The organism is Lentzea sp. NPDC051208 (assembly GCF_040682435.1).
GTDB lineage: Bacteria > Actinomycetota > Actinomycetes > Mycobacteriales > Pseudonocardiaceae > Lentzea > Lentzea kristufekii.
In genome coordinates this window covers 94837-117274 of the sequence record NZ_JBFBAW010000017.1, presented here as the reverse complement: position 1 = coordinate 117274, position 22438 = coordinate 94837, and the positions used below count along the sequence as shown (strand labels likewise).

The 22438-nt window shown below is 71.0% G+C and carries 23 protein-coding genes; 18 read left to right on the top strand and 5 right to left on the bottom strand.

Annotation, left to right across the window (positions count from 1 at the left end; translation table 11 throughout):
* Positions 1–29 precede the first annotated feature (29 nt).
* The 6 genes from mihF to AB0M48_RS34350 all read left to right on the top strand — a co-directional run bounded on the left by mihF (position 30) and on the right by AB0M48_RS34350 (position 7023).
* The gene (gene mihF / locus AB0M48_RS34375) at positions 30–347 is read left to right on the top strand and encodes an integration host factor, actinobacterial type (protein ID WP_030481817.1); all 318 of its coding nucleotides are present in this window, start codon (positions 30–32) and stop codon (positions 345–347) included.
* Positions 344–940, top strand: coding sequence for a guanylate kinase (gene gmk, locus AB0M48_RS34370; RefSeq protein WP_363849805.1), 597 nt, complete (start codon positions 344–346; stop codon positions 938–940). The genes mihF and gmk overlap by 4 nt, the downstream gene beginning before the upstream one ends.
* A 3-nt stretch (positions 941–943) precedes the next feature.
* Positions 944–1228 (top strand): DNA-directed RNA polymerase subunit omega, encoded by a 285-nt coding sequence (gene rpoZ / locus AB0M48_RS34365; RefSeq protein WP_090069070.1) that lies wholly within the window; start codon positions 944–946, stop codon positions 1226–1228.
* 272 nt (positions 1229–1500) lie between these two features.
* Complete coding sequence (gene coaBC / locus AB0M48_RS34360; RefSeq protein ID WP_363849803.1) at positions 1501–2754, top strand: bifunctional phosphopantothenoylcysteine decarboxylase/phosphopantothenate--cysteine ligase CoaBC; 1254 nt, start codon at positions 1501–1503, stop codon at positions 2752–2754.
* Between the two features lie 39 nt (positions 2755–2793).
* Entirely contained in the window at positions 2794–3996 is a 1203-nt protein-coding gene (metK, locus tag AB0M48_RS34355) for a methionine adenosyltransferase (protein WP_363849801.1), read from the top strand.
* 138 nt (positions 3997–4134) lie between these two features.
* Positions 4135–7023 (top strand): hypothetical protein, encoded by a 2889-nt coding sequence (locus tag AB0M48_RS34350; RefSeq protein WP_363849800.1) that lies wholly within the window; start codon positions 4135–4137, stop codon positions 7021–7023.
* Here AB0M48_RS34350 and AB0M48_RS34345 read toward each other — a convergent pair.
* Complete coding sequence (locus AB0M48_RS34345; protein ID WP_363849798.1) at positions 7013–7495, bottom strand: hypothetical protein; 483 nt, start codon at positions 7493–7495, stop codon at positions 7013–7015. The genes AB0M48_RS34350 and AB0M48_RS34345 overlap by 11 nt on opposite strands.
* Positions 7496–7680: 185 nt before the next feature.
* Between AB0M48_RS34345 and AB0M48_RS34340 the strand changes: the two genes are divergently transcribed.
* From AB0M48_RS34340 to AB0M48_RS34325, 4 genes are read left to right on the top strand one after another with little or no spacing between them, the layout of a single operon-like run.
* Positions 7681–9627: a phosphocholine-specific phospholipase C gene (locus AB0M48_RS34340; protein ID WP_363849797.1), complete on the top strand. Its 1947-nt coding sequence runs from the start codon at positions 7681–7683 to the stop codon at positions 9625–9627.
* A 9-nt stretch (positions 9628–9636) separates the two neighbouring features.
* Positions 9637–10842, top strand: a complete 1206-nt coding sequence (locus AB0M48_RS34335; RefSeq protein WP_363849796.1) for a hypothetical protein — start codon at positions 9637–9639, stop codon at positions 10840–10842.
* Between the two features lie 30 nt (positions 10843–10872).
* Positions 10873–12927 carry a primosomal protein N' gene (locus tag AB0M48_RS34330; RefSeq protein WP_363849794.1) on the top strand — a complete coding sequence of 685 codons (2055 nt, stop codon included), beginning with the start codon at positions 10873–10875 and terminating at the stop codon, positions 12925–12927.
* A 34-nt stretch (positions 12928–12961) separates the two neighbouring features.
* Positions 12962–13327: a hypothetical protein gene (locus AB0M48_RS34325; RefSeq protein ID WP_363849792.1), complete on the top strand. Its 366-nt coding sequence runs from the start codon at positions 12962–12964 to the stop codon at positions 13325–13327.
* Here the strand turns inward: AB0M48_RS34325 and AB0M48_RS34320 are convergent.
* On the bottom strand, positions 13315–13782 hold the full coding sequence (locus AB0M48_RS34320) for a hypothetical protein (RefSeq protein WP_363849790.1): 468 nt from the start codon (positions 13780–13782) through the stop codon (positions 13315–13317). The two genes, AB0M48_RS34325 and AB0M48_RS34320, sit on opposite strands and share 13 nt — an antisense overlap.
* Before the next feature lie 65 nt (positions 13783–13847).
* Between AB0M48_RS34320 and ggt the strand changes: the two genes are divergently transcribed.
* A complete protein-coding gene (ggt, locus tag AB0M48_RS34315; protein WP_363849788.1) occupies positions 13848–15617 on the top strand; it encodes a gamma-glutamyltransferase in 1770 nt (589 codons plus the stop codon).
* 106 nt (positions 15618–15723) lie between these two features.
* Positions 15724–15882 (top strand): hypothetical protein, encoded by a 159-nt coding sequence (locus AB0M48_RS34310; RefSeq protein ID WP_363849786.1) that lies wholly within the window; start codon positions 15724–15726, stop codon positions 15880–15882.
* Between the two features lie 114 nt (positions 15883–15996).
* On the opposite strand, the gene AB0M48_RS34305 is transcribed toward AB0M48_RS34310, so the two are convergent.
* Complete coding sequence (locus AB0M48_RS34305) at positions 15997–16185, bottom strand: hypothetical protein (protein ID WP_363849784.1); 189 nt, start codon at positions 16183–16185, stop codon at positions 15997–15999.
* A 45-nt stretch (positions 16186–16230) separates the two neighbouring features.
* A complete protein-coding gene (locus AB0M48_RS34300) occupies positions 16231–16749 on the bottom strand; it encodes a DinB family protein (protein ID WP_363849782.1) in 519 nt (172 codons plus the stop codon).
* 168 nt (positions 16750–16917) lie between these two features.
* On the opposite strand from AB0M48_RS34300, the gene AB0M48_RS34295 reads away from it, so the two are divergent.
* The 4 genes from AB0M48_RS34295 to AB0M48_RS34280 are packed head-to-tail and all read left to right on the top strand — an operon-like array spanning position 16918 to position 20024.
* Positions 16918–17067 (top strand): hypothetical protein, encoded by a 150-nt coding sequence (locus AB0M48_RS34295; RefSeq protein ID WP_363849780.1) that lies wholly within the window; start codon positions 16918–16920, stop codon positions 17065–17067.
* Between the two features lie 46 nt (positions 17068–17113).
* Entirely contained in the window at positions 17114–17662 is a 549-nt protein-coding gene (gene def / locus AB0M48_RS34290; protein ID WP_363849778.1) for a peptide deformylase, read from the top strand.
* Between the two features lie 2 nt (positions 17663–17664).
* Positions 17665–18591 carry a methionyl-tRNA formyltransferase gene (fmt, locus tag AB0M48_RS34285; RefSeq protein WP_363849776.1) on the top strand — a complete coding sequence of 309 codons (927 nt, stop codon included), beginning with the start codon at positions 17665–17667 and terminating at the stop codon, positions 18589–18591.
* Positions 18588–20024: an RsmB/NOP family class I SAM-dependent RNA methyltransferase gene (locus AB0M48_RS34280; protein WP_363849774.1), complete on the top strand. Its 1437-nt coding sequence runs from the start codon at positions 18588–18590 to the stop codon at positions 20022–20024. The genes fmt and AB0M48_RS34280 overlap by 4 nt, the downstream gene beginning before the upstream one ends.
* Positions 20025–20170: 146 nt before the next feature.
* Here the strand turns inward: AB0M48_RS34280 and AB0M48_RS34275 are convergent, their stop codons facing one another.
* On the bottom strand, positions 20171–21166 hold the full coding sequence (locus tag AB0M48_RS34275) for a hypothetical protein (protein WP_363849772.1): 996 nt from the start codon (positions 21164–21166) through the stop codon (positions 20171–20173).
* An 88-nt stretch (positions 21167–21254) separates the two neighbouring features.
* On the opposite strand from AB0M48_RS34275, the gene AB0M48_RS34270 reads away from it, so the two are divergent.
* Positions 21255–21755 carry a flavoprotein gene (locus tag AB0M48_RS34270; protein ID WP_363849770.1) on the top strand — a complete coding sequence of 167 codons (501 nt, stop codon included), beginning with the start codon at positions 21255–21257 and terminating at the stop codon, positions 21753–21755.
* Between the two features lie 26 nt (positions 21756–21781).
* Positions 21782–22432 (top strand): ribulose-phosphate 3-epimerase, encoded by a 651-nt coding sequence (gene rpe, locus AB0M48_RS34265; protein WP_363849916.1) that lies wholly within the window; start codon positions 21782–21784, stop codon positions 22430–22432.
* Positions 22433–22438 lie beyond the last annotated feature (6 nt).

Here is a 22438-nt window from a genome sequence, read left to right as displayed (position 1 = left end):
CGAAAAGAATCCACACCACGGAGGAAATCGTGGCTCTTCCCCAGCTTACCGAGGAGCAGCGGGCCGCAGCGCTGGAGAAGGCTGCTGCCGCTCGTCGCGTTCGGGCTGAGCTCAAGGAGCGCCTCAAGCGTGGCGGCACGACCCTGACGGACGTGCTGAAGTCCGCCGAGAGCGATGAGATCCTTGGCAAGATGAAGGTGTCCGCGCTCCTCGAGGCCCTCCCGGGCGTCGGCAAGGTGCGCGCGCAGCAGATCATGGAGCGCCTCGAGATCGCTCCCAGCCGTCGCCTGCGCGGTCTCGGTGACCGCCAGCGCAAGGCCCTGCTCTCCGAGTTCAGCGGAGAGTGATTGGCACCGAGGCGGGAACGGGCTCTGCCCGTTCCCGCCTCACCGTCTTGTCCGGGCCGTCCGGCGTTGGCAAGTCCAGCGTTCTGGCGGAGCTGCGCAGGCAGCAGCCCGATGTCTACTTTTCCGTCTCGGCGACCACCAGGAAGCCGAGGCCGGGCGAAGTCGACGGAGTGCACTACCACTTCGTCGACCACGAGAAGTTCCAGCAGATGGTCGAGGCGGGCGAGTTCCTCGAACACGCCGAGTTCGCCGGAAACCACTACGGAACCCCTCGCAGGCCCGTCGAAGAAGCTTTGGCCGCGGGCCGTCCCGCGCTCCTGGAGATCGAACTCCAGGGCGCGCGACAGGTCCGCGTGGCCATGCCAGACGCTCAGCTGGTCATGCTGGCGCCCCCGTCCTGGGAGCACCTGGTCGACCGGTTGACCGGCAGAGGTACCGAACATCCGGACGTCGTCGAACGCCGGCTGGCCATCGCCCGCGAGGAGCTGGCGGCCGAAAAGGAGTTCGACGAGGTCGTCGTGAACGCCGACGTGCAGTCGGCCGCGGCCGACTTGCTATCCTTGATGGTCGGACCACGAAATTCAGGAGATTGACGAGTGATCACCCACACCGAGCTCGGTCACCTGACCGGTTCTCCGGAGGGCATCACCAACCCGCCGATCGACGACCTGCTTGAGCAGGTGAGCTCGAAGTACGCGTTGGTGATCTACGCCGCGAAGCGTGCCCGCCAGATCAACGACTACTACGCGCAGCTCGGCGAGGGCCTGCTCGAGTACGTCGGCCCGCTCGTCGAGCCGGGCCCGCGTGAGAAGCCCCTCTCGATCGCGCTCAGGGAGATCCACGCTGGTCTCCTCGAGCACACCGAGGGAAGCGAAGGGTAGAAGGCTCTGGGAGAGGTCTGTCTGCGGAAAGCGCAGACCTGGATCGCCTTCTAGTGTCCTGTGGGGGCCGAGCCCCCACACCCCAGCCGGAGGGCTTCGCCCCCGGACCCCCAAGGCCAGAGGCTTCGCCCCTAGGCCCCAGGGCCGGAGGCTTCGTCCCCGACCCCCGAACCGGGGACTTTCCCCGGACCCAGCGGGTCTACTTCTTGGACTCGGCGGGAGTGGCTTCTCGCGAGGGGTGACCTCGCGGTCGTTCCTTCACAGGAGAGCTGTTGACTTCCGCTGCATCTGACGCTGATGCCCCCGTCAAGCCCCGGATCGTTCTCGGGGTTGGTGGGGGCATCGCCGCGTACAAGGCCTGTGAGGTGCTGCGGCGGCTGACCGAGTCCGGTCACTCGGTGCGGGTCGTTCCCACCGAGGGCGCGCTGAAGTTCGTGGGAGCCGCCACGTTCGAGGCGCTGTCCGGCCAGGTCGTGTCCGCCGACCCGTTCGACGACGTGCACGAGGTGCCGCACGTCAAGCTCGGGCAGAACGCCGACCTCGTCGTGGTCGCCCCGGCGACGGCGAACCTGATCGCGAAGGCCGCGCACGGCCTCGCGGACGACCTCCTGACGAACACCCTGCTGACCGCGCGCTGCCCGGTCCTGCTGGTCCCGGCGATGCACACCGAGATGTGGGAGCACCCGGCCACCCAGCACAACGTGCAACTGCTGCGCAGCCGTGGCGTGACCGTCGCCGAACCGGCCTCCGGCCGGCTGACGGGCAAGGACACGGGCAAGGGCCGCCTGCCCGACCCCGCCGAGATCGTCGAACTCGCCCGGCTGCTGCTGGTGCGGCCCGACGCCCTGCGGCGGACGCTCGAAGGCGTGCACGTCGCCATCTCCGCCGGTGGCACGCGGGAACCACTCGATCCGGTGCGGTTCATCGGCAACCGCTCGTCCGGCAAGCAGGGCTACGCACTCGCGCGTGTGGCGGCGCAACGCGGTGCCCGAGTGACTTTGGTCGCCGGCAACACCGCGGACCTGGCCACGCCGGCGGGTGTCGACCTCGTCCGCGTGGGCTCCGCGGTCGAGCTGCGCGACGTCATGCACAAGGTGTCGGCGGACGCGGACGTGGTCGTGATGGCCGCCGCGGTGGCCGACTTCCGGCCGTCGTCGCTCACCGGACACAAGATCAAGAAGACCGACGGCGACCCCGACCCGATCACGCTGACGAAGAACCCCGACATCCTCGTGGAGCTCGTTTCCGCACGTAGGACGGGCCAGCTGATCGTCGGATTCGCGGCGGAGACCGGCGACGAGACGACGTCGGTGCTCGACTACGGACGGGCGAAGCTGCGGCGCAAGGGCTGCGACCTCCTGGTGCTGAACGCGGTCGGCGACGGCAAGGCGTTCGAGCAGGACGACAACGCGGGCTGGCTGCTGTCCCCGGACGGCGACGAGACGCCTATACCCCACGGACCCAAGACGCAAGTGGCGTCCGCGGTGTGGGACGCGGTTAGCGCTCGCTTGACTGACTCTCAGTAGAATTTTCCCTCAGACCAACCCCGCACCTAAGGAGTGTCCGTGAGCCAGCACAGCAGCAGGCTGTTCACCAGTGAGTCGGTGACCGAGGGACACCCGGACAAGATCTGCGACGCGATCAGCGACTCGATCCTGGACGCGTTGCTGGCCAAGGACCCGCGTTCCCGCGTCGCCGTGGAGACGATGGTCACCACCGGCCAGGTCCACGTCGCGGGTGAGGTCACCACCGAGGCGTACGCGGACATCCCCACGATCGTCCGCGAGAAGATCCTGGAGATCGGCTACGACTCGTCCGCGAAGGGCTTCGACGGCCACTCGTGCGGCGTGAACGTCGCCATCGGCGCGCAGTCCCCGGACATCGCGCAGGGTGTCGACACCGCCTTCGAGAACCGCGTCGAGGGCGCCGACGACGAGATCGACAAGCAGGGCGCGGGCGACCAGGGTCTGATGTTCGGCTACGCGTGCACCGACACGCCCGAGCTCATGCCGCTGCCGATCGCGCTGGCCCACCGCCTGTCCCGCCGCCTCACCGCGGTCCGCAAGGACGGCACCGTCCCGTACCTGCGCCCGGACGGCAAGACCCAGGTCACCATCGAGTACGCGGGCGACCAGCCCGTGCGCCTCGACACCGTCGTCATCTCGACCCAGCACGCCGACGGCATCGACCTGGAGAAGCTCCTCGGCGTCGACCTGCGCGAGCACGTCGTCCAGCCCGAGATCGACGCGCTGTCGCTGGACACCACGGGTGTCCGCCTGCTGACCAACCCGACCGGCCGCTTCGTCATCGGCGGCCCGATGGGCGACGCCGGCCTCACCGGCCGCAAGATCATCGTCGACACCTACGGCGGCATGGCCCGCCACGGCGGCGGCGCCTTCTCCGGCAAGGACCCGTCGAAGGTCGACCGCTCCGCCGCCTACGCCATGCGCTGGGTCGCCAAGAACACCGTCGCGGCGGGCCTCGCCACCCGCGTCGAGGTCCAGGTCGCCTACGCCATCGGCAAGGCCGCCCCGGTAGGCTTGTTCGTCGAGACGTTCGGCACCGAGACCGTCGACCCGCAGAAGATCCAGCAGGCCATCACCGAGGTGTTCGACCTCAGGCCCGCCGCGATCATCCGCGACCTCGACCTGCTCCGCCCGATCTACGCCCCGACCGCCGCCTACGGCCACTTCGGCCGCACCGACGTCGACCTCCCATGGGAGTCGACGGACCGCGCCGAGGCCCTGCGCAACGCCGCCGGCGCCTGATCGTTCGCTGACACGGCCCGCTTCCCTTCCGGGAGGCGGGCCGTTCTGCTGTCCGTCGGCGCGCGCCCTCTCGTGGCCCGTGTGCGCGAACGGCTCGCCCCAGGAGTATCTCCCCGGTGCCGCACGACTCCGCAGTGCATGGGGGACAACACGACCCTGCCGTTGCACGGGGTGCCGCGACCGCTGGACGTCGAGCTGCCGCGGTGGCGGCTGGTCGACCGCCTGCGCCGGCGCTGGACCAGCCCGATCACGCTGGTCGTCGCGGGTCCCGGCTTCGGCAAGACCACCGCGCTGGCCCAGGCCGTCCGCGCGAACCTCCTCGAACCCCGCGGCATCGACGCCTGGGTCACCTGCGGCCCCGACCACGAGGACGCGGGCCGTCTGGCCCGCACGATCCTGGCCGCCCTCGACGCGGTCCCCGAACCCGAACCCGGCGCGCCGGAAGTGCTCGAGGCGCTGCGGCGCCAGGCCCCGCTGGACATCTGCCTCCTGCTGGACGACGTCCACGAGATCCCCGGCGACTCACCGGGCGCGGCCCTGCTCGCCGCCATCGCGCGTGCCCTGCCCGGCACCGCCCATCTGGTGCTGTCCGGGCGCCGCACGCCGGACCTCCCGCTGGCCCGCAGGGAGGCCGCGGGCGAACTGGCCGCGCTGCGCACCGAGGATCTCGCCTTCACCGACGCCGAGACCGCCGCCCTGGCCACGAGGTTCGGCCGCGAGCTCGCCCAGGACCTGCACGGCTGGCCCGCGCTCATCAGGTTGTCGCTGTGCGCCGGCCCCGCCGCGTCCTGGCGCTACGCCGCGGAGGAGGTGCTCCACCGGCTCGCCGAACCGGTGCGCAGAGCCCTGGCCGCGTTGGTGACCCTCGGGTGTGCGACCGAGGAAGAGGTCGGCACGGTCGCCGGCGCGCCCGCCGATCTCGACCGTCTCGCCCGCGAGGTTCCGCTGGTCGTCCGGCTCGACGACGGCCGATACCGGGCGCACGACCTGTGGGCCGGCATCGTGCCCGCCGATCACCTGTGCGCCCAGGCGGTCGAGGTGCTGGCCGCCCGCGGTGAGCTGGCCGGGGCCGGACGGATCGCCTGCCGGGCGCACGACTGGCCGCTGCTGGCGCGTCTCGCGGTCGAACTCGTGCGGACCACGTTGTCGGTGCTGCCGGCCGCCACAGCCCAGCGGTGGCTGAACGCGGTGCCGGTCCATCACCGCGAGGAGCCGGCGTTCCTGTTGCTCCAGGCCGCGGTGACGCACGCACGCGACTTCACCGACCCGTCCATCGACCGCCTGGTCGATCGCGCGTGCGCACGAATGGTGGAGAAGGGCGATCAGGACTCGGCCGCCGTGGCGCTGGGCCAGGCCGTGATCACCGCGCACTCCAGGGGAGACCTGGTCAGGCTGGCCGGGATCGCGCAGCGAGCACAGCACCTCGACGCGTCCACACCCGTGCTGAGGTTGTTGCGGCACAGCGTGAACGCGGTGCTCGCCGAACTCGCGGGCGACCCGGAGCAGGCACTCGTCCACCTCGCCCAGGCGCCGACCAGCGAGGTGCCCAGAGCGCTTTCCGTGTCCACCACCCGGTTCCACGTGCACTGCCTGGCCATGTGCGGACGCGGACGTGAGGCCGCCGATCTCGCCGAACGGATGCTGGACGACGACCTCGCTCGCCGGCATGCCGCCGTGGCGCGCTGGTTCGACGGCGAACCCACGACAACACCGGACAGCGTCGACAGCACGGCACGGGACGAGTTCGTGGCACGTGCCTTTCACGCTGTCATCGCCGCGTCGTCCGGGAACACCACGACCGAACTGCCGTGCGGTGATCCCGCCGAGAAGGACAACCCGCGCGACGCGGTCCTGGCGTGCGCGGCGCAGGCGGCGGTGGCCGTCGCGCGCGGAGACGAGGAACTGGCCCGTGACGCCTACAAGCGGCATCTGGCGAAGTGGCCCGCGGACATCAAGGTCGCCGAACGGCACCTGCGCCGGTTCCTGACGTTGGGCTACGTGTTGAGTGACGAGCTCAGAGAGCGTTGGGACAACACGGACTTGGGCCCGTCACATCAGAAGGCACGAGCGGCGGGGCGTGCGTTCGTGCGAGCCAGACAAGGCGATCTCTCGTCTGATCTGTCAGAAGCGCACGCGTTGTGCTTCCTGCCGTTGCCGTGGTCGGTCGAACTGGCCGTGCGCCTGGCCGCCACAGGCAGGACGAAGCTGGGCGCCTGGCTCTCCGATCACGCCGCCGTGCACCGGAAACTCCGCGATCTGGCCCGCGATCCGGACCTCGCCGCCGGTGCCGCCAAGCTGCTCGCCACCGTGCCCACGCCGCCGGACCACCCGATCGGCATCGAAGTCCTCGGGCCGATGCGAGTCACGAGGAACGGGGTCGCGACGGACGCACCCGAACTGAGAAGGGCGCGCGTTCGTCAGCTTCTCGGCCTTCTCACGCTGCGCACTGTGCTGTCCCGCGAGCAGGCGATGTTCCTGCTGTGGCCCGAACTCGACTCCGCGTGCGCCGCGCGGAACCTGCGCGTGACGATGACGCACCTCAGGCGGTTGCTGGAACCCGGCCGTGCGGGCGGCGAAGCCAGCTACTTCCTGCGCAGCGATGACGAGACGATCCGGCTCGTCCGGAGCGACCGGCTGACGGTGGACCTGTGGTCGTTCCAGGAACTCGGCCCCGGTGAGGCCGTGCCGCTGTGGCGGAGTGAGCCGCTCACGGATCTGGCCGACCTGTGCGAGGCCGAGATCGCTCAGATCAGAACCCGCCACGTGCAGAACCTCCTGGTGCTGGGCGAACTGGGGCTCGTCGCGGGAGATGCGGCCGAAGCCCACCACCTGGCGGAGCGGGCGTTGGCGCTGGAGCCGTTCGAACCGCGCGGGCACCGGCTCGCGCTCGCCGCCGCACTGCGCGCACGCGATCCACGGAGGATGGCGAAGACGCGTGCGCGCGTGCTGGACTCGTTGCGGCAGCTCGGGGTCGGGCCCGACCCCGCCACGGAGATCCTGCTGAGGCAGGCGGCCGCTAGCAGCTGACGGTGACCTCGGTGGACGCGGTGCAGAAGTCGACCCCGGCCTCGCCGTCGCCCCCGTCGGTGTTCAGGTCGCCCGAGAGCAGGTCCATCCCGTCACCGCCGCGCATCCTGTCGTTGCCGGCTTCGCCGTAGACGGTGTCGTGGTGCGGGCCGCCCTGGACCTTGTCGTCGCCCCATCCCGCGCAGATGAGGTCGTTGCCCTCGCCGCCGAAGATCTCGTCGTCGGAACCCAGACCGAGGATGATGTCGTTGCCCTCCAGGCCGACGATGGTGTCCGGGCCGTTGCTGCCGAGGATGACGTCCGGTCCGGGGCCACCGGTGATGAAGCCCGCGCCGACGATCGTGGGCACGGCGTTGTAGCAGGTCGCCCGGGTGGGCCTGTTCTGGAACTCCGGCGGGACCTCGTCCGCCTGGGCGACACCGGCGGTGCATAGTCCGATGGCGAGCGCGGCGGCGGCGATGCGCAGTCTCATGGTCGTTTCCCCTCTTCGGTTTCTTGCCTGAGGAGAGGGTCGCGACCGGGCGTTGCCCGAACGCTAACGGGAGCGCGCCATCACCGCTGCCTGGTGTGATCTGTGAACAAGGCCCTGGTCATCCGGGGCCTTTGTTCATACGAGAGTTGGTTCCGCGCCATGTACCGCGACTACAAACTCGGTTCATGTCGCTCTCTCGTCGTGGGTTCATGGCTGCCGTCGCTGCTGCTGGTGCTGGCACGCTGCTGCCACCGTCGGTGTACGCCGCATTGGCCCGTGAGCCCCGTGCGGGAGGGTTGCGCGCGATCAAGCACGTCGTTCTGCTGATGCAGGAGAACCGGTCGTTCGACCACTACTACGGGACGCTCCGTGGCGTGCGCGGGTTCTCCGACCGCAACGCGCTGAGGGGTGTGTTCAACCAGTCGGGCGTACTGCCGTTCCCGGTGCGCGAGGCGGCGTCGGGGCGGGACATCCAGTACATCGGTGACCTGGACCACAGCTGGAACGGCGGGCACTCGGCGTTGCGCGGCGGCTGGAACGACAACTGGGTGCCCGCGAAGACCGGGGCGACGATGGCGTTCTACACGCGCCAGGACATCCCGTTCCACTACGAGCTCGCGGACACCTTCACGCTGTGCGACGCCTACCACTGCTCGGTGCCGTCCTCGACCTCGCCGAACCGCAACTACTGGGTGTCCGGGTACACGGGTTTCGAGCCTTCCGGCAGCCGTGCGACCGGCAACGCCGCCTACAGCGAGGACACGCACACGGGGTACACGTGGAAGACTTACCCGGAACGCCTGGAGGCCGCCGGGACGTCGTGGCGGGTCTACCAGGAGTGGGACAACTTCCAGGACAACAACCTGGAGTTCTTCGCGCGGTTCAAGGAGATCGCGCGCAAGGTGCTGCCCGCCGGGTTCAAGTCGCTGGACAAGCTGTACGGCACCGGTGACCCCGCGCTGATCGGGTCGCTGGACCTCTCGAAGCTCTCCGCGGCGGAGAAGTCGCTGTACGACAGGGGACTGCACCGGGTGAAGCCCGGAGGGCTGGGGGAGACGTTCCGCGCGGACGTCGCCGCGGGCCGGTTGCCCGCCGTGTCGTACCTGGTGCCGTCCTCTGTGGACTCCGAGCACCCCGGCGCGTCGTCGCCCGCCGCCTCCGCGTCGATCACCTACCAGGTGCTGGACGCGCTGGCGTCCAACCAGGAGGTGTGGGAGTCCACGGTCCTGTTCATCACCTACGACGAGAACGACGGCTTCTACGACCACGTGCCGCCGCCGCGCCCGCCGTTGTCCGTCACCGACGAGTACGTGGGCGACCGGCCGCTGGGACTGGGTGCGCGCGTGCCGATGACCGTCGTCTCGCCGTGGTCCGTGGGCGGTTACGTGAACTCGCAGGTGTTCGACCACACGTCGATGACGCAGTTCCTGGAGAAGTGGACCGGGGTGCGGTCCGAGGAGATCTCCGCGTGGCGCCGGACCGTCTCCGGTGACCTGACCTCGACGTTCGACTTCGACCGGCGACGGACGTGGCCCGAGGTCGGCGAGCCCGCGCCGGTACCGCCCGCGACGCCGCGGTGGCGGCCGGCGCCTCCTTCCGAGCAGAAGATGCCGGAGCAGGAGGCCGGACGGCGGCGTGCGCGCGCTCTGCCGTACCAGCCCGACGCGTCGTTGCGCGGGTCCTCGCTGGAGATGTCGAACTCCGGGGCGGCGTCCGTGCACTTCGCTCTGTACCCGTATTCCGGGCAGTTCGCGCTGCCTCAGCACTTCGACGTCGCGTCGTCGGCTTCGCTGGAGGTCGCGGGCGAGCACGACCTCGTGTTGCTGGGGCCCAACGGTTTCCGCCGTGAGTTCGCCGGGTCTTCCACTGACCGTGCGCGCGTCTCGTCGTCGGTGCGCGGATACAGCCGTGTGCTGACGCTGACGTTCGAGAACGGCGGAACGTCGCGGCTGACGTTCGTGCTGGGGCGGCGTCGTTACGTCGTGAGGCCGGGGCATCGGCACGTCATCCCGTGGCTGACCGTCATGAACTCCGGCTGGTACGACCTGACGGTGACGGTGGAGGAAGAGCCGAAGTTCCGCAGGCGTTTGTGCGGTCACATCGAGAACGGCCAGGAGTCGATCTCCGGCTAACGTTGCCCCGTGGAGATCACGGGGGACGAGATCCGGAAGCGGATGATCGAGCACGAGGCGCTGGATCCCTCGGGGCTGAAGATCGTCGGCGCGACGATCACGGGTCAGCTCGACCTGTCCGACGTCGTCGCCAAGAAGCCCCTGGTGCTGCGGGACTGCGCGACGGAGCGGCCGGTGCTGCTCAACCGGGCGCAGTTCTCGCTGCTGGACCTGCGGGGGCTGGTAGCGCCGTCCGTCGAGGCGCGCGGCCTGACCGTCGACCACCACCTGCGGCTCAGCGGTGCCCGGCTGAGCGCAGGGGAGTCGTTCGACGCGCAGCACATGCGCATCGGTGGCAGCGCCTACCTGGACGAGGGGTTCCGCGCGGCGGGTTCCGTGAGGCTGAGCGGGTCGCGCGTCGCCGGCGTACTGATGTTCGGCGGCGGGCGCTTCGAATCGGGGCTGAACCTGATGGATCTCCAGATCGGCGACGGGATCTTCCTCGACGCGGGGTGTGAGGTCGCGGGCGGCGGCAGGCACGCGGCCGTGCGCCTGCGCGGGACCCGCGTGGACGGGCAGATCGTCCTCCGCGAGGGGCGCTTCAGCTCGTCCGGCGTCGCGCTCGACCTGCGTCACGTGCGCGTCGGCAAGGACCTGCTGATGCCGTTCGACGGGATCGACGGCCAGGTGCAGCTCGAAGGGCTCACCTACGAGGGGCTGCCACGAGACGCCACAGTGGACGAATGGCTGTCGTTGTTGTCCGAGCGCACTCTCCGCTACTCGGCACAGCCCTGGACGCAGCTCGCCTCGGCCCACCAGACCGCCGGCCACGAACGTGACGTGCGGCGGATTCGCGTTGCCCAGCAACGGGATCTGCGCCGGCGCGGGCAGCTTTCGCGGTGGGGCCGGATCTGGCACCTCGTCCGCGGGGCGACCGTCGGGCACGGGTACCGTCCCGGCCTCGCCCTGGTGTGGCTCGCCGGGGTGCTCGCCGTGTCGGTCGGTGTGGTGTTGATCTCCGGTGCCGTGCGGTGCTCGACGGTCGAGCAGGTCGGCTACGCCCTGAACGTGGCAACACCGCTGGTCAAGGTGGACGTGGCGCGCTGCACGGTCGACGCGGCCTCAGGCGCGGGCGGGTTCGTGCTGGCGTCGACGTGGCTGCTGCAGGTCCTGGCGTGGGCGTTCGCCACCCTGTTCGTGGCGGGCTTCACCGGATTGGTGAGGCGCAACGCGTGACTGTCGGGGGTGTCTGATACACCAGGAGGTATGAACGCGAAGACCGGAGCGAGAAAAGGGGAGCGGGTCCCCGCGGAGTCGCTGCCGGTCGCCCGGATCGTGGTGGACGTGCCGCTGGCCCACCTGGACCGGCCGTTCGACTACTCGGTTCCGTCCGAACTCGACGAAGCCGCGGTGCCCGGCTGCCGGGTCAGGGTGAGGTTCGCGGGCCAGCTGGTCGACGGGTACCTGCTCGAGCGCGTGGAGAGCTCGGAGTACGGCAAGAAGCTCGCCTTCATCGAGAAGGTCGTGTCGCCCGAACCGGTGCTCGCGCCCGAGATCGCCGCGCTGGCGCGCGCGATCGCGGACAGGTACGCGGGCGGCATGATCGACGTGCTGCGCCTGGCCGTCCCGCCCCGGCACGCCCGTGCCGAGGCCGCGGCGCCGGGGGAGCCGCCGCCGCTGCCGCGACTGCCCGCATGGGTGGACCAGCCGCCTGCCGAAGCCGGCACCGCTCAGCCCGGGCGGTCGCAGCGGCCGCCCGTTCCCGCCGACGCCTGGTCGCGCTATCCCCGCGGCCCCAAGTACCTGGAGGCCCTGCACGAGGGCCGTCCCGCCCACGCCGTCTGGCAGGCGCTGCCCGCCGAGGACTGGCCCGCCCGGCTCGCGGAGGCGGCCGCCGCGGTCGCGTCGTCCGGGCGCGGTGTGGTCGTCGTGGTGCCGGACCACCGCGATCTGACCCGTGTCGCCGAGGCGTGCGGCGCGTTGATCGAGGGCGTGGTGACGCTGTCGGCCGATCTCGGGCCGTCGGAGCGCTACAAGCGCTGGCTGTCCGTGCGCCGCGGCATCGCACGGGTGGTGGTCGGCACGCGGGCGACGGCGTTCGCGCCGGTGCGGGACCCCGGGCTGCTCGTGGTCTGGGACGACGGCGACGACCTGCACGTCGAGCAGCGCTCGCCGTATCCGAACGTGCGCGACGTGCTGGTGCAGCGCGCACACATGACGGGTGCCGCGTTGCTCATCGGCGGGTTCGCCCGCACGGCCGAGGCGCAGTTGCTGGTCGAGACGGGCTGGGCGCACGAGATCGTGGCGTCGCGCGAGACGCTGAGGTCCGTCGCGCCGCGGGTGATCTCGGTGGGCGACAACGAGTGGCAGGACGTCAAGGACCCGGCCGCCCGCACGGCCCGGCTGCCGTCCATCGCGTTCGACGCCGCCAGGTTCGCCCTGGCCGACTCGCCGGTGCTGATCCAGGTGCCGCGCCGGGGCTACGTCCCGTCGCTCGCCTGCGGCCAGTGCCGGGGTCCCGCGCGGTGCCGCCGGTGCGCCGGTCCGCTGGCGTTGCCCGGCGGCACCGAGAACGGGCTGCCGAAGCCCGCGTACTGCCGGTGGTGCGCGGCGACGGAGGCCGGGTTCCGCTGCCCCACGTGCGGGTCGCGCAAGCTGCGCGGGCAGGTCATCGGCGCCAGGCGCACGGCGGAGGAGCTCGGGCGGGCGTTCCCCGGCCACCCGGTGCGGACGAGCGGTGCCGACGCGGTGCTGACCAAGGTGCCGGGCACACCGTCCCTGGTGGTCGCGACACCGGGCGCCGAACCGGTGGCCGAGGGCGGCTACGGAGCGGTGCTGCTGCTCGACGGGTGGGCGCTGCTGGGCAGGGCCGACCTGCGGGCCTCCGAGGAGGCCTTGCGGCGGTGGATGACGGCGGCGGGCCTGGTGCGGCCGGGCAACGGCCGGGTGGTCGTGATCGCCGACTCGTCCCTGACCCCGGTGCAGGCCCTGGTCCGCTGGGACCCGGTGTGGCACGCCGCCACCGAACTCGCCGCGCGGACCGAGCTCGGCTTCCCGCCGGCGGTCCGGATGGCGACCGTCGACGGCACCCCGGACGCGGTGAACGCCATGCTCGACGAACTGCGCCTGCCGCCCACCGGCGAGATCCTCGGCCCGGTGCCGCTGGGCGACGACGAGACCAGGGAACGCGCGCTGGTCCGGGTCTCCCGGGCGGAAGGCCGCCAGCTGGCCGCCGTGCTGGCCGAGGCGCAGGCCGTGCGGACGGCCCGCAAGGAGCAGGACCTGGTGCGCATCAAGCTCGACCCGCTGGAGGTCCTGTAGCGCTGAACTCGGTGGAGGCACCGCCGGGCCGCGCATGGGGATGTACGCGTGGCTCGAGCTGTCCGACTTCGAGTGCTCGGCGTGCGGCAAGCGGTCGGACTTCACGTTCCAGTACAAATGGGCGACCGTCGACTGCGTGACCCGGTACTCGCTGGGCGACAAGCTCACGTGGGACGGGTACGCGTATGGCGAGCAGGGCCATCATCTCGTCGTGACCTATGTCATCGCCACGACCGCCTGCACGCACTGCGGCGGTCCACCGGACGGTGAGGAGAACCTCGACATCTTCGTCGAGAACGACGTCATCACCGCGGTGCGATGGACCGACTGGGAGCACGAAGAGCTGTTCGCCGTCCTCGACGACTACCCGCCGGGGCTCACGCGCGTTCAGTCCTCGTAGTGGGAACGCAGGCCCGCCATGTGCTCGCGGATGTCCTCGTCGGTGAGCTTCTCGTACTCGAGGTACTCGCTCAGGTACGTCATGAGGTCGCCGCGTTCGGGGTGGTCCTCGCCCGCGATCACGTGCGCCGTCGTGCCCGCGATGCCCGCCGGGAACAGCAGGAAGCCGTCGAGGCCCGCCATGGTGTCGAAGGAGGCGTTCTTGGCCTCCCACAGTGCCCAGACGTCCTCCTCGCGGCCGCACTCGGCGAGCAGCAGGGCGGCGAGTCCCAGCGCCTCGCTCACGCCCCAGCCCTCCTGGTGTGCGGCGGTCTCCTGGGTGAGCAGGTGCCGCAGCAGATCGGCGTCGCCGTCGCGGCGTTCGCGCAGCAGGAGGTGCAGCGCCTCCTCGCGGTCGGCCTCGTCGAGCGGGGTGTTCGTGAAACTGGTTCGCAACTGGTCAAGATCGATCGACACGCCCGCACCTTAGGCCTTCCTCAAGGAGGGTTGCCATCCGGTCGCAACGGAGTAGAAGTTTCCGCATGTTGCGAACGGTTGCCGCACTGACGCTCTCCGTCGTACTGGTCGCTCCTGCCCCGGCAGGAGCGGCGGAATCATCGCCACGCGTGCCCGAGCAGGTGGGCTGGGGAGGCGCTGTCTCGAGCGTCGACCCCGACGCGTCCCAGATCGGCATCGACGTGCTCCGCCGCGGTGGCAACGCCGTCGACGCCGCCGTCGCCACCGCCGCCGCGCTCGGCGTGACCGACCCGTTCAGCGCGGGCATCGGTGGCGGCGGGTTCTTCGTCCACTACGACGCCCGCACCGGTCGAGTGTCCACTTTGGACGGCCGTGAGACCGCGCCGCGGTCCGCCACCGAGCAGCTCTTCGTGGAGGACGGCAAGCCCCTGCCGTTCGCCGAGGCGATGACCAGCGGCAAGTCCGTCGGCGTCCCCGGCACGCCCAAGACGTGGCAGCAGGCGCTGCGCAAGTGGGGCACCCTGAACCTGCGCGAGGCCATGGCGCCGGCGGAGGCGCTGGCACGGCGTGGTTTCACCGTCGACCAGACGTTCAACTCGCAGATCACGAACAACGCCGCCCGCTTCGCCGACTTCACCTCGACCCGCGACCTCTACCTGCCCGGCGGCCAGCCGCCCGCGGTGGGCAGCACGTTCCGCAACCCGCAGCTCGCCGACACCTACCGCGAACTCGCGCGCACCGAACTCGCCTCGCTGTACGGCGGCGCGGTCGGCCGCGACCTCGTGCAGGCCGTGCGGAAGCCGCCGGTCGTGCCGGGCTCGACCCGCAACGTCCGCGCCGGCGACATGCGGCTCTCCGACCTGGCCCGCTACCAGGTCGAGCGCCGCGACCCGACGCACACGCGCTACCGGGGCCTCGACGTCTACGGCATGGCCGCACCGTCGTCCGGCGGCACCACCGTCGGCGAGGCGCTCAACATCCTCGAGTCGACCGACCTCTCGAAGGTCTCCGACGTCGAGTACCTGCACCGCTTCATCGAGTCGACCAAGCTCTCCTTCGCCGACCGCCTGCGCTGGGTCGGCGACCCGGCCTTCTCCCGCGTGCCGACCGAGGGCCTGCTCTCGCAGAGGTTCGCGGACAGCCGTGCGTGCCTGATCAAGCCAGACGCGGTGCTGCCCGCCCCGCAGCCCGCCGCCGACCCGCGCAACCCCAAGGCCTGCGAGGCCACCGCCGGTCTCGTGGCACAGCGCGAGGACGCCGAACGCACCACGCACCTCACGACGGCCGACCGCTGGGGCAACGTCGTCGCCTACACCCTGACGATCGAGGCGGAGGGCGGCAGCGGCATCGTCGTGCCGAACCGCGGCTTCCTGCTCAACAACGAGCTCACCGACTTCGAGTTCGTCGCCCCGACCCCGGGCGTCCCGCACCCGAACCTCCCCGGCCCCGGCAAGCGCCCGCGCTCGTCCATGGCCCCGACGATCGTCCTCGACCACGGCAAGCCCCTGCTCGCCGTCGGCTCGCCGGGCGGCTCCACCATCATCACCACGGTCACCCAGATCCTGACCGCCCGCCTGGACCGCAAGATGTCCCTCCTCGACGCGGTGGCGGCCCCGCGCGCCTCCCAGCGCAACGCGGCCACCACCCCGGCCGAGGCGGCGTTCCTCGCCGCCTCGACCACCGCGGGGCTGCAGGCCATCGGGCACAGGTTCAGCCAGAACGCCGAGATCGGCGCCGCCACGGCCGTCGAACGAGCCGGGGACGGCCGCTGGCGTGCCGTCGCCGAGCCGACCCGGCGCGGCGGAGGTGCCGCCCGCGTGGTGAAGGTCGGCTGACCCGAGCTGACCCGATCCGACCGGCTGGACTGCGCGACGCCGCACTCCAGCCGGTCGGTCACGCCACGACGGTCTCACCCAGAACAGGTCCTGGGCGGGATCCGCGGTGCAGTGGACGCCCATGTACGTCTGCGGGTCCGCGAACTTGGTGAACGTGAACCAGACGCCGCCACGGCTCGCGAACCGCCAGCGGTCGGGCAGCGCGTCGTCGCCCGGACACAGCCGCGCGTCGGACGTCGGGCCGGTGGCACCGGCGGCGAGCTGATCCAGCGTGACGCCCCTGCCGAGGGTCGTGGGTGGCTTCTGCGGCCAGTCCTCGACCCCGTCCTGGGACACGGAGAGGTAGGTGGCGGGCGAGTCCACCTCCACCCCCAGGTTGTCAGCGGCGCGGTCTCGGCGACGTGGCCGGAATGCCGCCGAGCAGCCGGTAGGCACCGCGCACGGCGAGTTTCCCGGCAGGACCTCCGTTGGTGGTCAACGTGATGTCGCAGGAAGCAGACAGTTCTCCCGTCGCCTCCCCGGCCGGTGCGCCGACAGCGGACGTGGCCGCCACGACCGCGGCGAGCACGGCACCGGCAGTTCCGGACGCGCTTGCACAGCGGAGAAACCATCACTACTCGTTGGTGCGCCCGTCGATGCGTTCGCGGAGGAGGTCGGCGTGACCGTTGTGCTGCGCGTACTCCTCGATCAGGTGGATGTAGAGCCAGCGCACCGAGATCTCGCCCACGCGCTCGTGCACGAAGGTGTCGTCGAGGTCCCGGCTCGCGACAGCGGCGCGGGACTCGGCCATCTCGGCGAGGAGGTCGGCGTACTCCGCCTCGGCGCGGGCGGGGTCCAGGTGCTCGAAGGCGCCGTCCCGGTTGTCCGGCACGCTGTAGCGGGCTTTGACGTCCTCGCCGGCCAGGCGGCGGCGGAACCAGACGCGCTCTACGTCCGTCAGGTGGCGGATCAGGCCCAGCAGGGTCAGGTTCGACGGCGGCGCGGACGCCGTGGCGAGCTGTTCGCCGGAGAGGCCCGCGCAGTTGGCCAGGAAGGTGGCGCGGTGGCGGTCGAGCCACGCTTCGAGCATCGGGCGTTCGGCGCCGAGCAGTGGTTCGTCGGCCGGGGTGACTTCGGGTGCCGTCCAGGTCATGGAGTCATGCCTAGCCGATACCGTGCCGCCTCGTCGCATCAGCCTCATGACCTGGGCGGATCCACCTTCCGGCCGAGGGCGGAACGTGATCTTCCTACCGTGGGCTGACGCGAGCTCGATACTGCGAGCCGATGTGGGCTGACCTGCGTGAACGGCACAGTTGACGGCATGACGACGACCACGGTTTCCAGCGCCCCGGCAGCCCACCTCGACCTCCACGCGCTGCTGCGGCCCTTGCTGACGGCTCTGCGGTTCACCGGCCACTTCGTGGTGGCACTGGTGGGCGTGATCCTCCTCGGCAGCGCGTCCGAGCACTGACCGCGCTCCTCGTAGACTGACCTCCAGTCCACACGAGGAGCACTGCGTGACCGTCCAACCCATCCGCCTGTTCGGCGACCCCGTGCTGCGCACCGCGGCCACCGAGGTCACCGACTTCGACAAGGAACTGCGCACCCTGGTCAAAGACCTGTGGGACACGATGCAGAACGCGGGCGGGGCAGGACTCGCCGCGCCTCAGCTCGGTGTTGGGCTGCGTGTGTTCACGTACCACTGCGACGGTTTCGCCGGCCATCTCGTCAACCCGACGTGGGAGGTCGTGGGCGAGGAGATGCAGGACGGCTCCGAGGGCTGTCTGTCCATCCCCGGCATGTCGTGGGACTGCAAGCGCCACCTGCACGTCGTGGCCAAGGGCTGGAACATGCACGGTGAGCCCGTCGAGGTCGAAGGCACCGAGACGCTGGCCCGCTGCATCCAGCACGAGACCGACCACCTCGACGGGGTGTTGTTCCTCGACCGCCTCGACGCCGACACCCGCAAGCAGGCCATGCGGGAAATCCGGCAGGCCGAGTGGTTCGACGGTACGGTCCCCACCTTGAAGCAGAGCCCGCACCCACTCTTCGGCAGGTCCAGCTGACCATGCGACTCGTGTTCGCCGGTACGCCCGAGGTCGCACTGCCCTCGCTGCGCGCCCTCATCGACTCCTCCCGCCACGACGTCGTCGCCGTGGTCACCCGTCCCGACGCACCCTCCGGCCGTGGCCGCAGGCTCGAGCGCTCCCCGGTGGGCGCGCTCGCCGACGAGCACGGCATCGAGGTCCTCACGCCCGTCAAGGCGGGAGAACCCGAGTTCCTGGACCGCCTGCGCGCGCTGGAACCCGACCTCTGCCCCGTCGTCGCCTACGGCAACCTGCTCCCGCAGCGCACGCTCGACGTGCCGAGGTTCGGCTGGGTCAACCTCCACTTCTCCGTGCTGCCCGCGTGGCGCGGCGCCGCGCCGGTGCAGGCCTCCGTGCGCAACGGCGACGACATCACGGGCGCCTCGACGTTCCGCATCGTCAAGGAGCTCGACGCCGGCCCGGTGTACGGCGTGGTGACCGAGAAGGTGCGCGAGCGCGACACCTCCGGTGACCTGCTGGCCCGGCTGTCCGAGTCCGGTGCCCACCTCCTTCTGTCCACTGTGGACGGCATCGAGGACGGCACCCTGCGCGCCGTGGACCAGCCCGCCGACGGCGTCACCTACGCCGGGAAGATCACCGTCGAGGACGCACGCCTCGACTTCACCGCGCCCGCCGTGGCGGTGGACCGCCTGGCGCGTGCCGTGACGCCGGAACCCGGCGCGTGGGCCGAGTTCCGGGGCGAGCGGCTCAAGCTCGGACCCGTGACGCCGGTGGACGACGTGACGTTGCCGGCCGGCGAGATCCTCGTCGAACGCAAGCGCGTGCTCGTGGGCACGGCGACCACCGCCGTGGCGCTGGGCGAGGTACAGGCACAGGGCAAGAAACGCATGGGCGCCAACGATTGGGCCCGCGGCACGCGTATCGAAGCAGGGGAGCGCATCGCATGACCGGCCATTCGCGAGGAGCTTCCAAGCCGTCGCGCCCGAGCAGTCCCCACCCGCCGAAGCGGCGCACCGGCCCCTCCCGGCCACCCGTGGAGGACCCGGCACGCCTCGCCGCGCTGGAGACGCTGCGCGCGGTGCGCCAGCGCGACGCGTACGCCAACCTCGTGCTGCCGCAGCTGCTGCGCGAACGCCGCATCACCGGCCGTGACGCGGCGCTCGCCACCGAACTCACCTACGGCACGTCGCGAGCGCAGGGCCTGCTCGACGCCGTCATCGAGTCGTGCTCCGACCGGCCGCTGTCCGAAGTGGACGGTTCGGCGCTCGACGCGTTGCGGCTCGGTGCGTATCAGCTGCTGCGCACCCGCATTCCGTCACACGCGGCGGTCGCCTCGACCGTCGACCTCGTCCGGGCCGAGCGGGGCTCCGGGATCGCGGGCTTCGTCAACGCCGTCCTGCGCCGGATCGCGGCGCAGGACGAGGCGGCGTGGGTCGACGAGCTCGCCCCCGACCCGGAAACCGACCCGATCGGCCACCTGGCCTTCACCCACGCCCACCCGCGCTGGATCGCGCAGGCCTTCGCGGAGGCCCTCGGCAGCCGCGAGGAGCCGCTCAAGCGTGCCCTGGAGGCCGATGACGCACGGCCGGCCGTGCATCTGGTGGCCCGCCCGGGCGAGGTGAGCGCCGACGAGCTCGCCGCCATCACTGGTGGTGACGTGGCGCCGTACTCGCCCTACGGTGTGCACCTGGAGGCCGGGGCGGGCGACCCAGGCGATCTCGAGCCCGTCCGGGAGCGCCTCGCCCACGTCCAGGACGAGGGCAGCCAGCTCTGCGCACTCGCTCTGACGCGCGCGCCGATCGAAGGTACGGACGACCGCTGGCTCGATCTTTGCGCGGGCCCCGGCGGCAAGGCCGCCCTGCTCGCCGCGCTGGTCGGCATCGAGGGCGGCGAGCTGATCGCCGTCGAGAAGGCACCCCACCGCGCCGAGCTCGTGCGCAAGCTCACCACAGGCCTGCCGGTCACCGTGGAGGTGGCCGACGGCCTCGAGACCGGCTTCGTCGAAGGAGCGTTCGACCGCGTGCTGGTCGATGCGCCCTGCACCGGTCTCGGTGCGCTGCGCAGGCGCCCGGAGGCGCGGTGGAGGCGCCAGCCCGCCGACGTCGGCACGCTCACGAAGCTGCAACGCGAGCTGCTGACCGAGGCGCTGCGGCTGGTGCGCCCTGGCGGCGTGGTGGCTTATGTCGTGTGCTCACCTCATCTCTCCGAGACCGTAGGAGTGTTGACGGACGTCGCGCAGCGGACCGGGGCCGAGGTGCTGGACACGCGGGAGTTCTTCCCCGGAGTTCCGGACCTCGGGGAAGGACCGCACGTTCAGCTGTGGCCTCATCTGCACGGCACCGACGCGATGTTCTGCGTGGTGCTGCGACGCCCTGTTTGAGCGCTCGTGAAGGACGCTAGCGACGGGGTCTGACAGGTTCGGCCCCGTCGGCTCGCACAGGGGTGCAACGGCTTCGGGGTTCACCGGTTCGGGTGATGCCCTCGACCAACGGGCCGGGCGAGCAGGAACTCGCCCGGCCACTCGGGTCAGGCCTTGAGCACGTGCAGCTGCGCCGGCTGGCCGAACCGGTTGCCCACCGCGTAGACCCAGCGGCCGCCGGGACCCCACGCCAGGCTCGCCTGGTACAGGTACGGCGCCTCGTACGAACGGGACTCGTCGAGCGAGCCCGCCGGGTAGAGGCGCACGGACGTGTCGCTGTTGACCCCCGCGGCGAGAGCACCGGAGTCGGCGCTCACCGCCACCGCCACCGGGTAGGGGCCGGTGTTGTAGGTGCCGCGCACCGCGAGGGTGTCGGTCGTGTACGACTGGATCTGGTACGGCGCCCCACTCGCCACGTGCACCTGGCTGCCGTCCTGGGAGAACTCGACGTCGGCCAGGTTGCTGCCCGCCTCACGGGACGCCTGGACGGCGAGCCCGTCGCCCTCCTCGCGCAGGACGACGAGGTCCGAGGGCGAGAGGCTCGGCTGGCCCGCCGCCAGCAGACCGGGCCTGGCGGGGGACGTCGCGAGCTGCTGCGGGCTGTAGTGCCCGGTCACGAGGCCCGTGCGGGCGTCCGCCCCGTTGAACGAGACACGGCCGATGCCGCCGCCCCACGTGTTGCAGCCGTAGGTGAAGTACAGGCGGTTGTTGGTGATCGCGAGGTCGGCCGGGCACACCTCACCGACCGGGTAGCGAGCCCGCTCGGTCAGCGTGAGCGTGTCCAGCGCGGCGATCGCGCCGTACTGGGACAGGGCGACGAAGACCGTGTCGCCGTCCGGGCTCAGCGCCAGACCCGTGGCGCCGGGCAGGTTCGACAGCTTGGTGACCGCGTTGCCCGACAGGTCCGTGACGGCGACGGCGTTGTCGGTCTTGCTGCTCACGAACACGTGGCCGAGCGTCGGGTCGACCACGATGTCCGAGAAGGACTTGAGCGCCAGCGGCACGGTGCGCTGCGGCGGTTCTGCGGTCGCGGGAATGGCTGTGGCCGCTATCAAGGCGGCCGTCATCGCGGTGGCGCTGAGCCACCGGTTCCACTTGCGCATCTTGCTCCCCTCAGTGTGCGGGTGATCACCCGCCGCAGGGGACGTTATCGGCGGCGTCCGGCAAAAAAGACCGCCTAACATCGCAGCGGTGACTACGCGTGGATTGCTCGGATTGGTCGCTTCCGGATGCGGCGGTGTCGAGTCGTGGTTCCGCACGGAACTCGCCGAGCCGGCCGCGCAACTGGGGTGGCGGTTGGCCATCACGTTCACGCCGGCCGTCGTCCCGTGGTTCGAGGAGGCCGGCGAACTGGACAAGCTGCAGGCGCTGACGGACCTCCCGATGCGCTGGGAGCCGAGGATGCCGAGCCAGCCCAAGCCCTACCCGACGCCGGACGCGTTCGTCTTCGCCCCTGCCAGCGCGAACTCCGTGGCCAAGCTGGCCCTGGGCATCGGCGACAACCAGGCGCTGACCGCCTTGAACGAGGCCATCGGCGTCGAGAACTGCAAGGTCGTCGTCATGCCCCAGGCCAACGCGGACAAGCGCCGCCACCCCATGTGGGAGACGCACGTCACGACACTCACCAATGCGGGTGTCGTAGTGGTCTCAGACGTGGCTCCCCGCAGGCTGCTCGACCTGCTGGACACCTAGACTTCACCCTCGTGGTCCACACGCCGATGATCGCCCCCAGCATCCTGTCCGCCGACTTCGCGCGCCTCGCCGACGAGCTCGCCGCGGTGCCCACGTCGGACTGGATCCACGTCGACGTCATGGACAACCACTTCGTGCCGAACCTGACGCTCGGCCTGCCCGTGGTGAAGTCGCTGCTCCAGGTCACCGACATCCCGATCGACTGCCACCTGATGATCGAGGACCCGGATCGCTGGGCCATCGGCTACGCGGAAGCGGGCGCGTACAACGTGACCGTGCACGTCGAGGCCGCGAACGACCCGATCGCGCTGGCGAAGAACCTGAAGGCCGCGGGCAGCAGGGCCGGTCTGAGCATCAAGCCCGGCACCCCGCTGGAGCCGTACGTCGAGGTGCTGAAGCACTACGACACGCTGCTCGTCATGTCGGTCGAACCCGGTTTCGGCGGCCAGAGCTTCATGGCCGACGTGCTGGACAAGGTCCGCCAGGCCCGTCACCTCGTCGACACCGGGCACCTCACGCTGCTGGTGGAGATCGACGGCGGCATCAACGCCGACACGATCGAACAGGCCGCGCAGGCCGGCGTGGACTGCTTCGTCGCCGGGTCCGCCGTGTACGACGCCGCGGACCCCGGCAAGGCCGTCGAGGCCCTGCGCGCCCAGGCAGCCGGTGCGAGGTGACCCCCG

Bases quoted from the DNA above. Each gene is read 5' to 3' on its own strand.
- AB0M48_RS34300 (WP_363849782.1), bottom strand. From the start codon at position 16,749: ATGACCTGGACGGCACCCGAAGTCACCCCGGCCGACGAACCACTGCTC.
- AB0M48_RS34275 (WP_363849772.1), bottom strand. From the start codon at position 21,166: ATGCGCAAGTGGAACCGGTGGCTCAGCGCCACCGCGATGACGGCCGCC.
- fmt (WP_363849776.1), top strand. From the start codon at position 17,665: ATGCGACTCGTGTTCGCCGGTACGCCCGAGGTCGCACTGCCCTCGCTG.
- rpe (WP_363849916.1), top strand. From the start codon at position 21,782: ATGATCGCCCCCAGCATCCTGTCCGCCGACTTCGCGCGCCTCGCCGAC.
- AB0M48_RS34325 (WP_363849792.1), top strand. From the start codon at position 12,962: ATGGGGATGTACGCGTGGCTCGAGCTGTCCGACTTCGAGTGCTCGGCG.
- AB0M48_RS34350 (WP_363849800.1), top strand. From the start codon at position 4,135: ATGGGGGACAACACGACCCTGCCGTTGCACGGGGTGCCGCGACCGCTG.
- AB0M48_RS34295 (WP_363849780.1), top strand. From the start codon at position 16,918: ATGACGACGACCACGGTTTCCAGCGCCCCGGCAGCCCACCTCGACCTC.
- AB0M48_RS34280 (WP_363849774.1), top strand. From the start codon at position 18,588: ATGACCGGCCATTCGCGAGGAGCTTCCAAGCCGTCGCGCCCGAGCAGT.
- ggt (WP_363849788.1), top strand. From the start codon at position 13,848: ATGTTGCGAACGGTTGCCGCACTGACGCTCTCCGTCGTACTGGTCGCT.
- AB0M48_RS34345 (WP_363849798.1), bottom strand. From the start codon at position 7,495: ATGAGACTGCGCATCGCCGCCGCCGCGCTCGCCATCGGACTATGCACC.
- AB0M48_RS34340 (WP_363849797.1), top strand. From the start codon at position 7,681: ATGTCGCTCTCTCGTCGTGGGTTCATGGCTGCCGTCGCTGCTGCTGGT.
- AB0M48_RS34330 (WP_363849794.1), top strand. From the start codon at position 10,873: ATGAACGCGAAGACCGGAGCGAGAAAAGGGGAGCGGGTCCCCGCGGAG.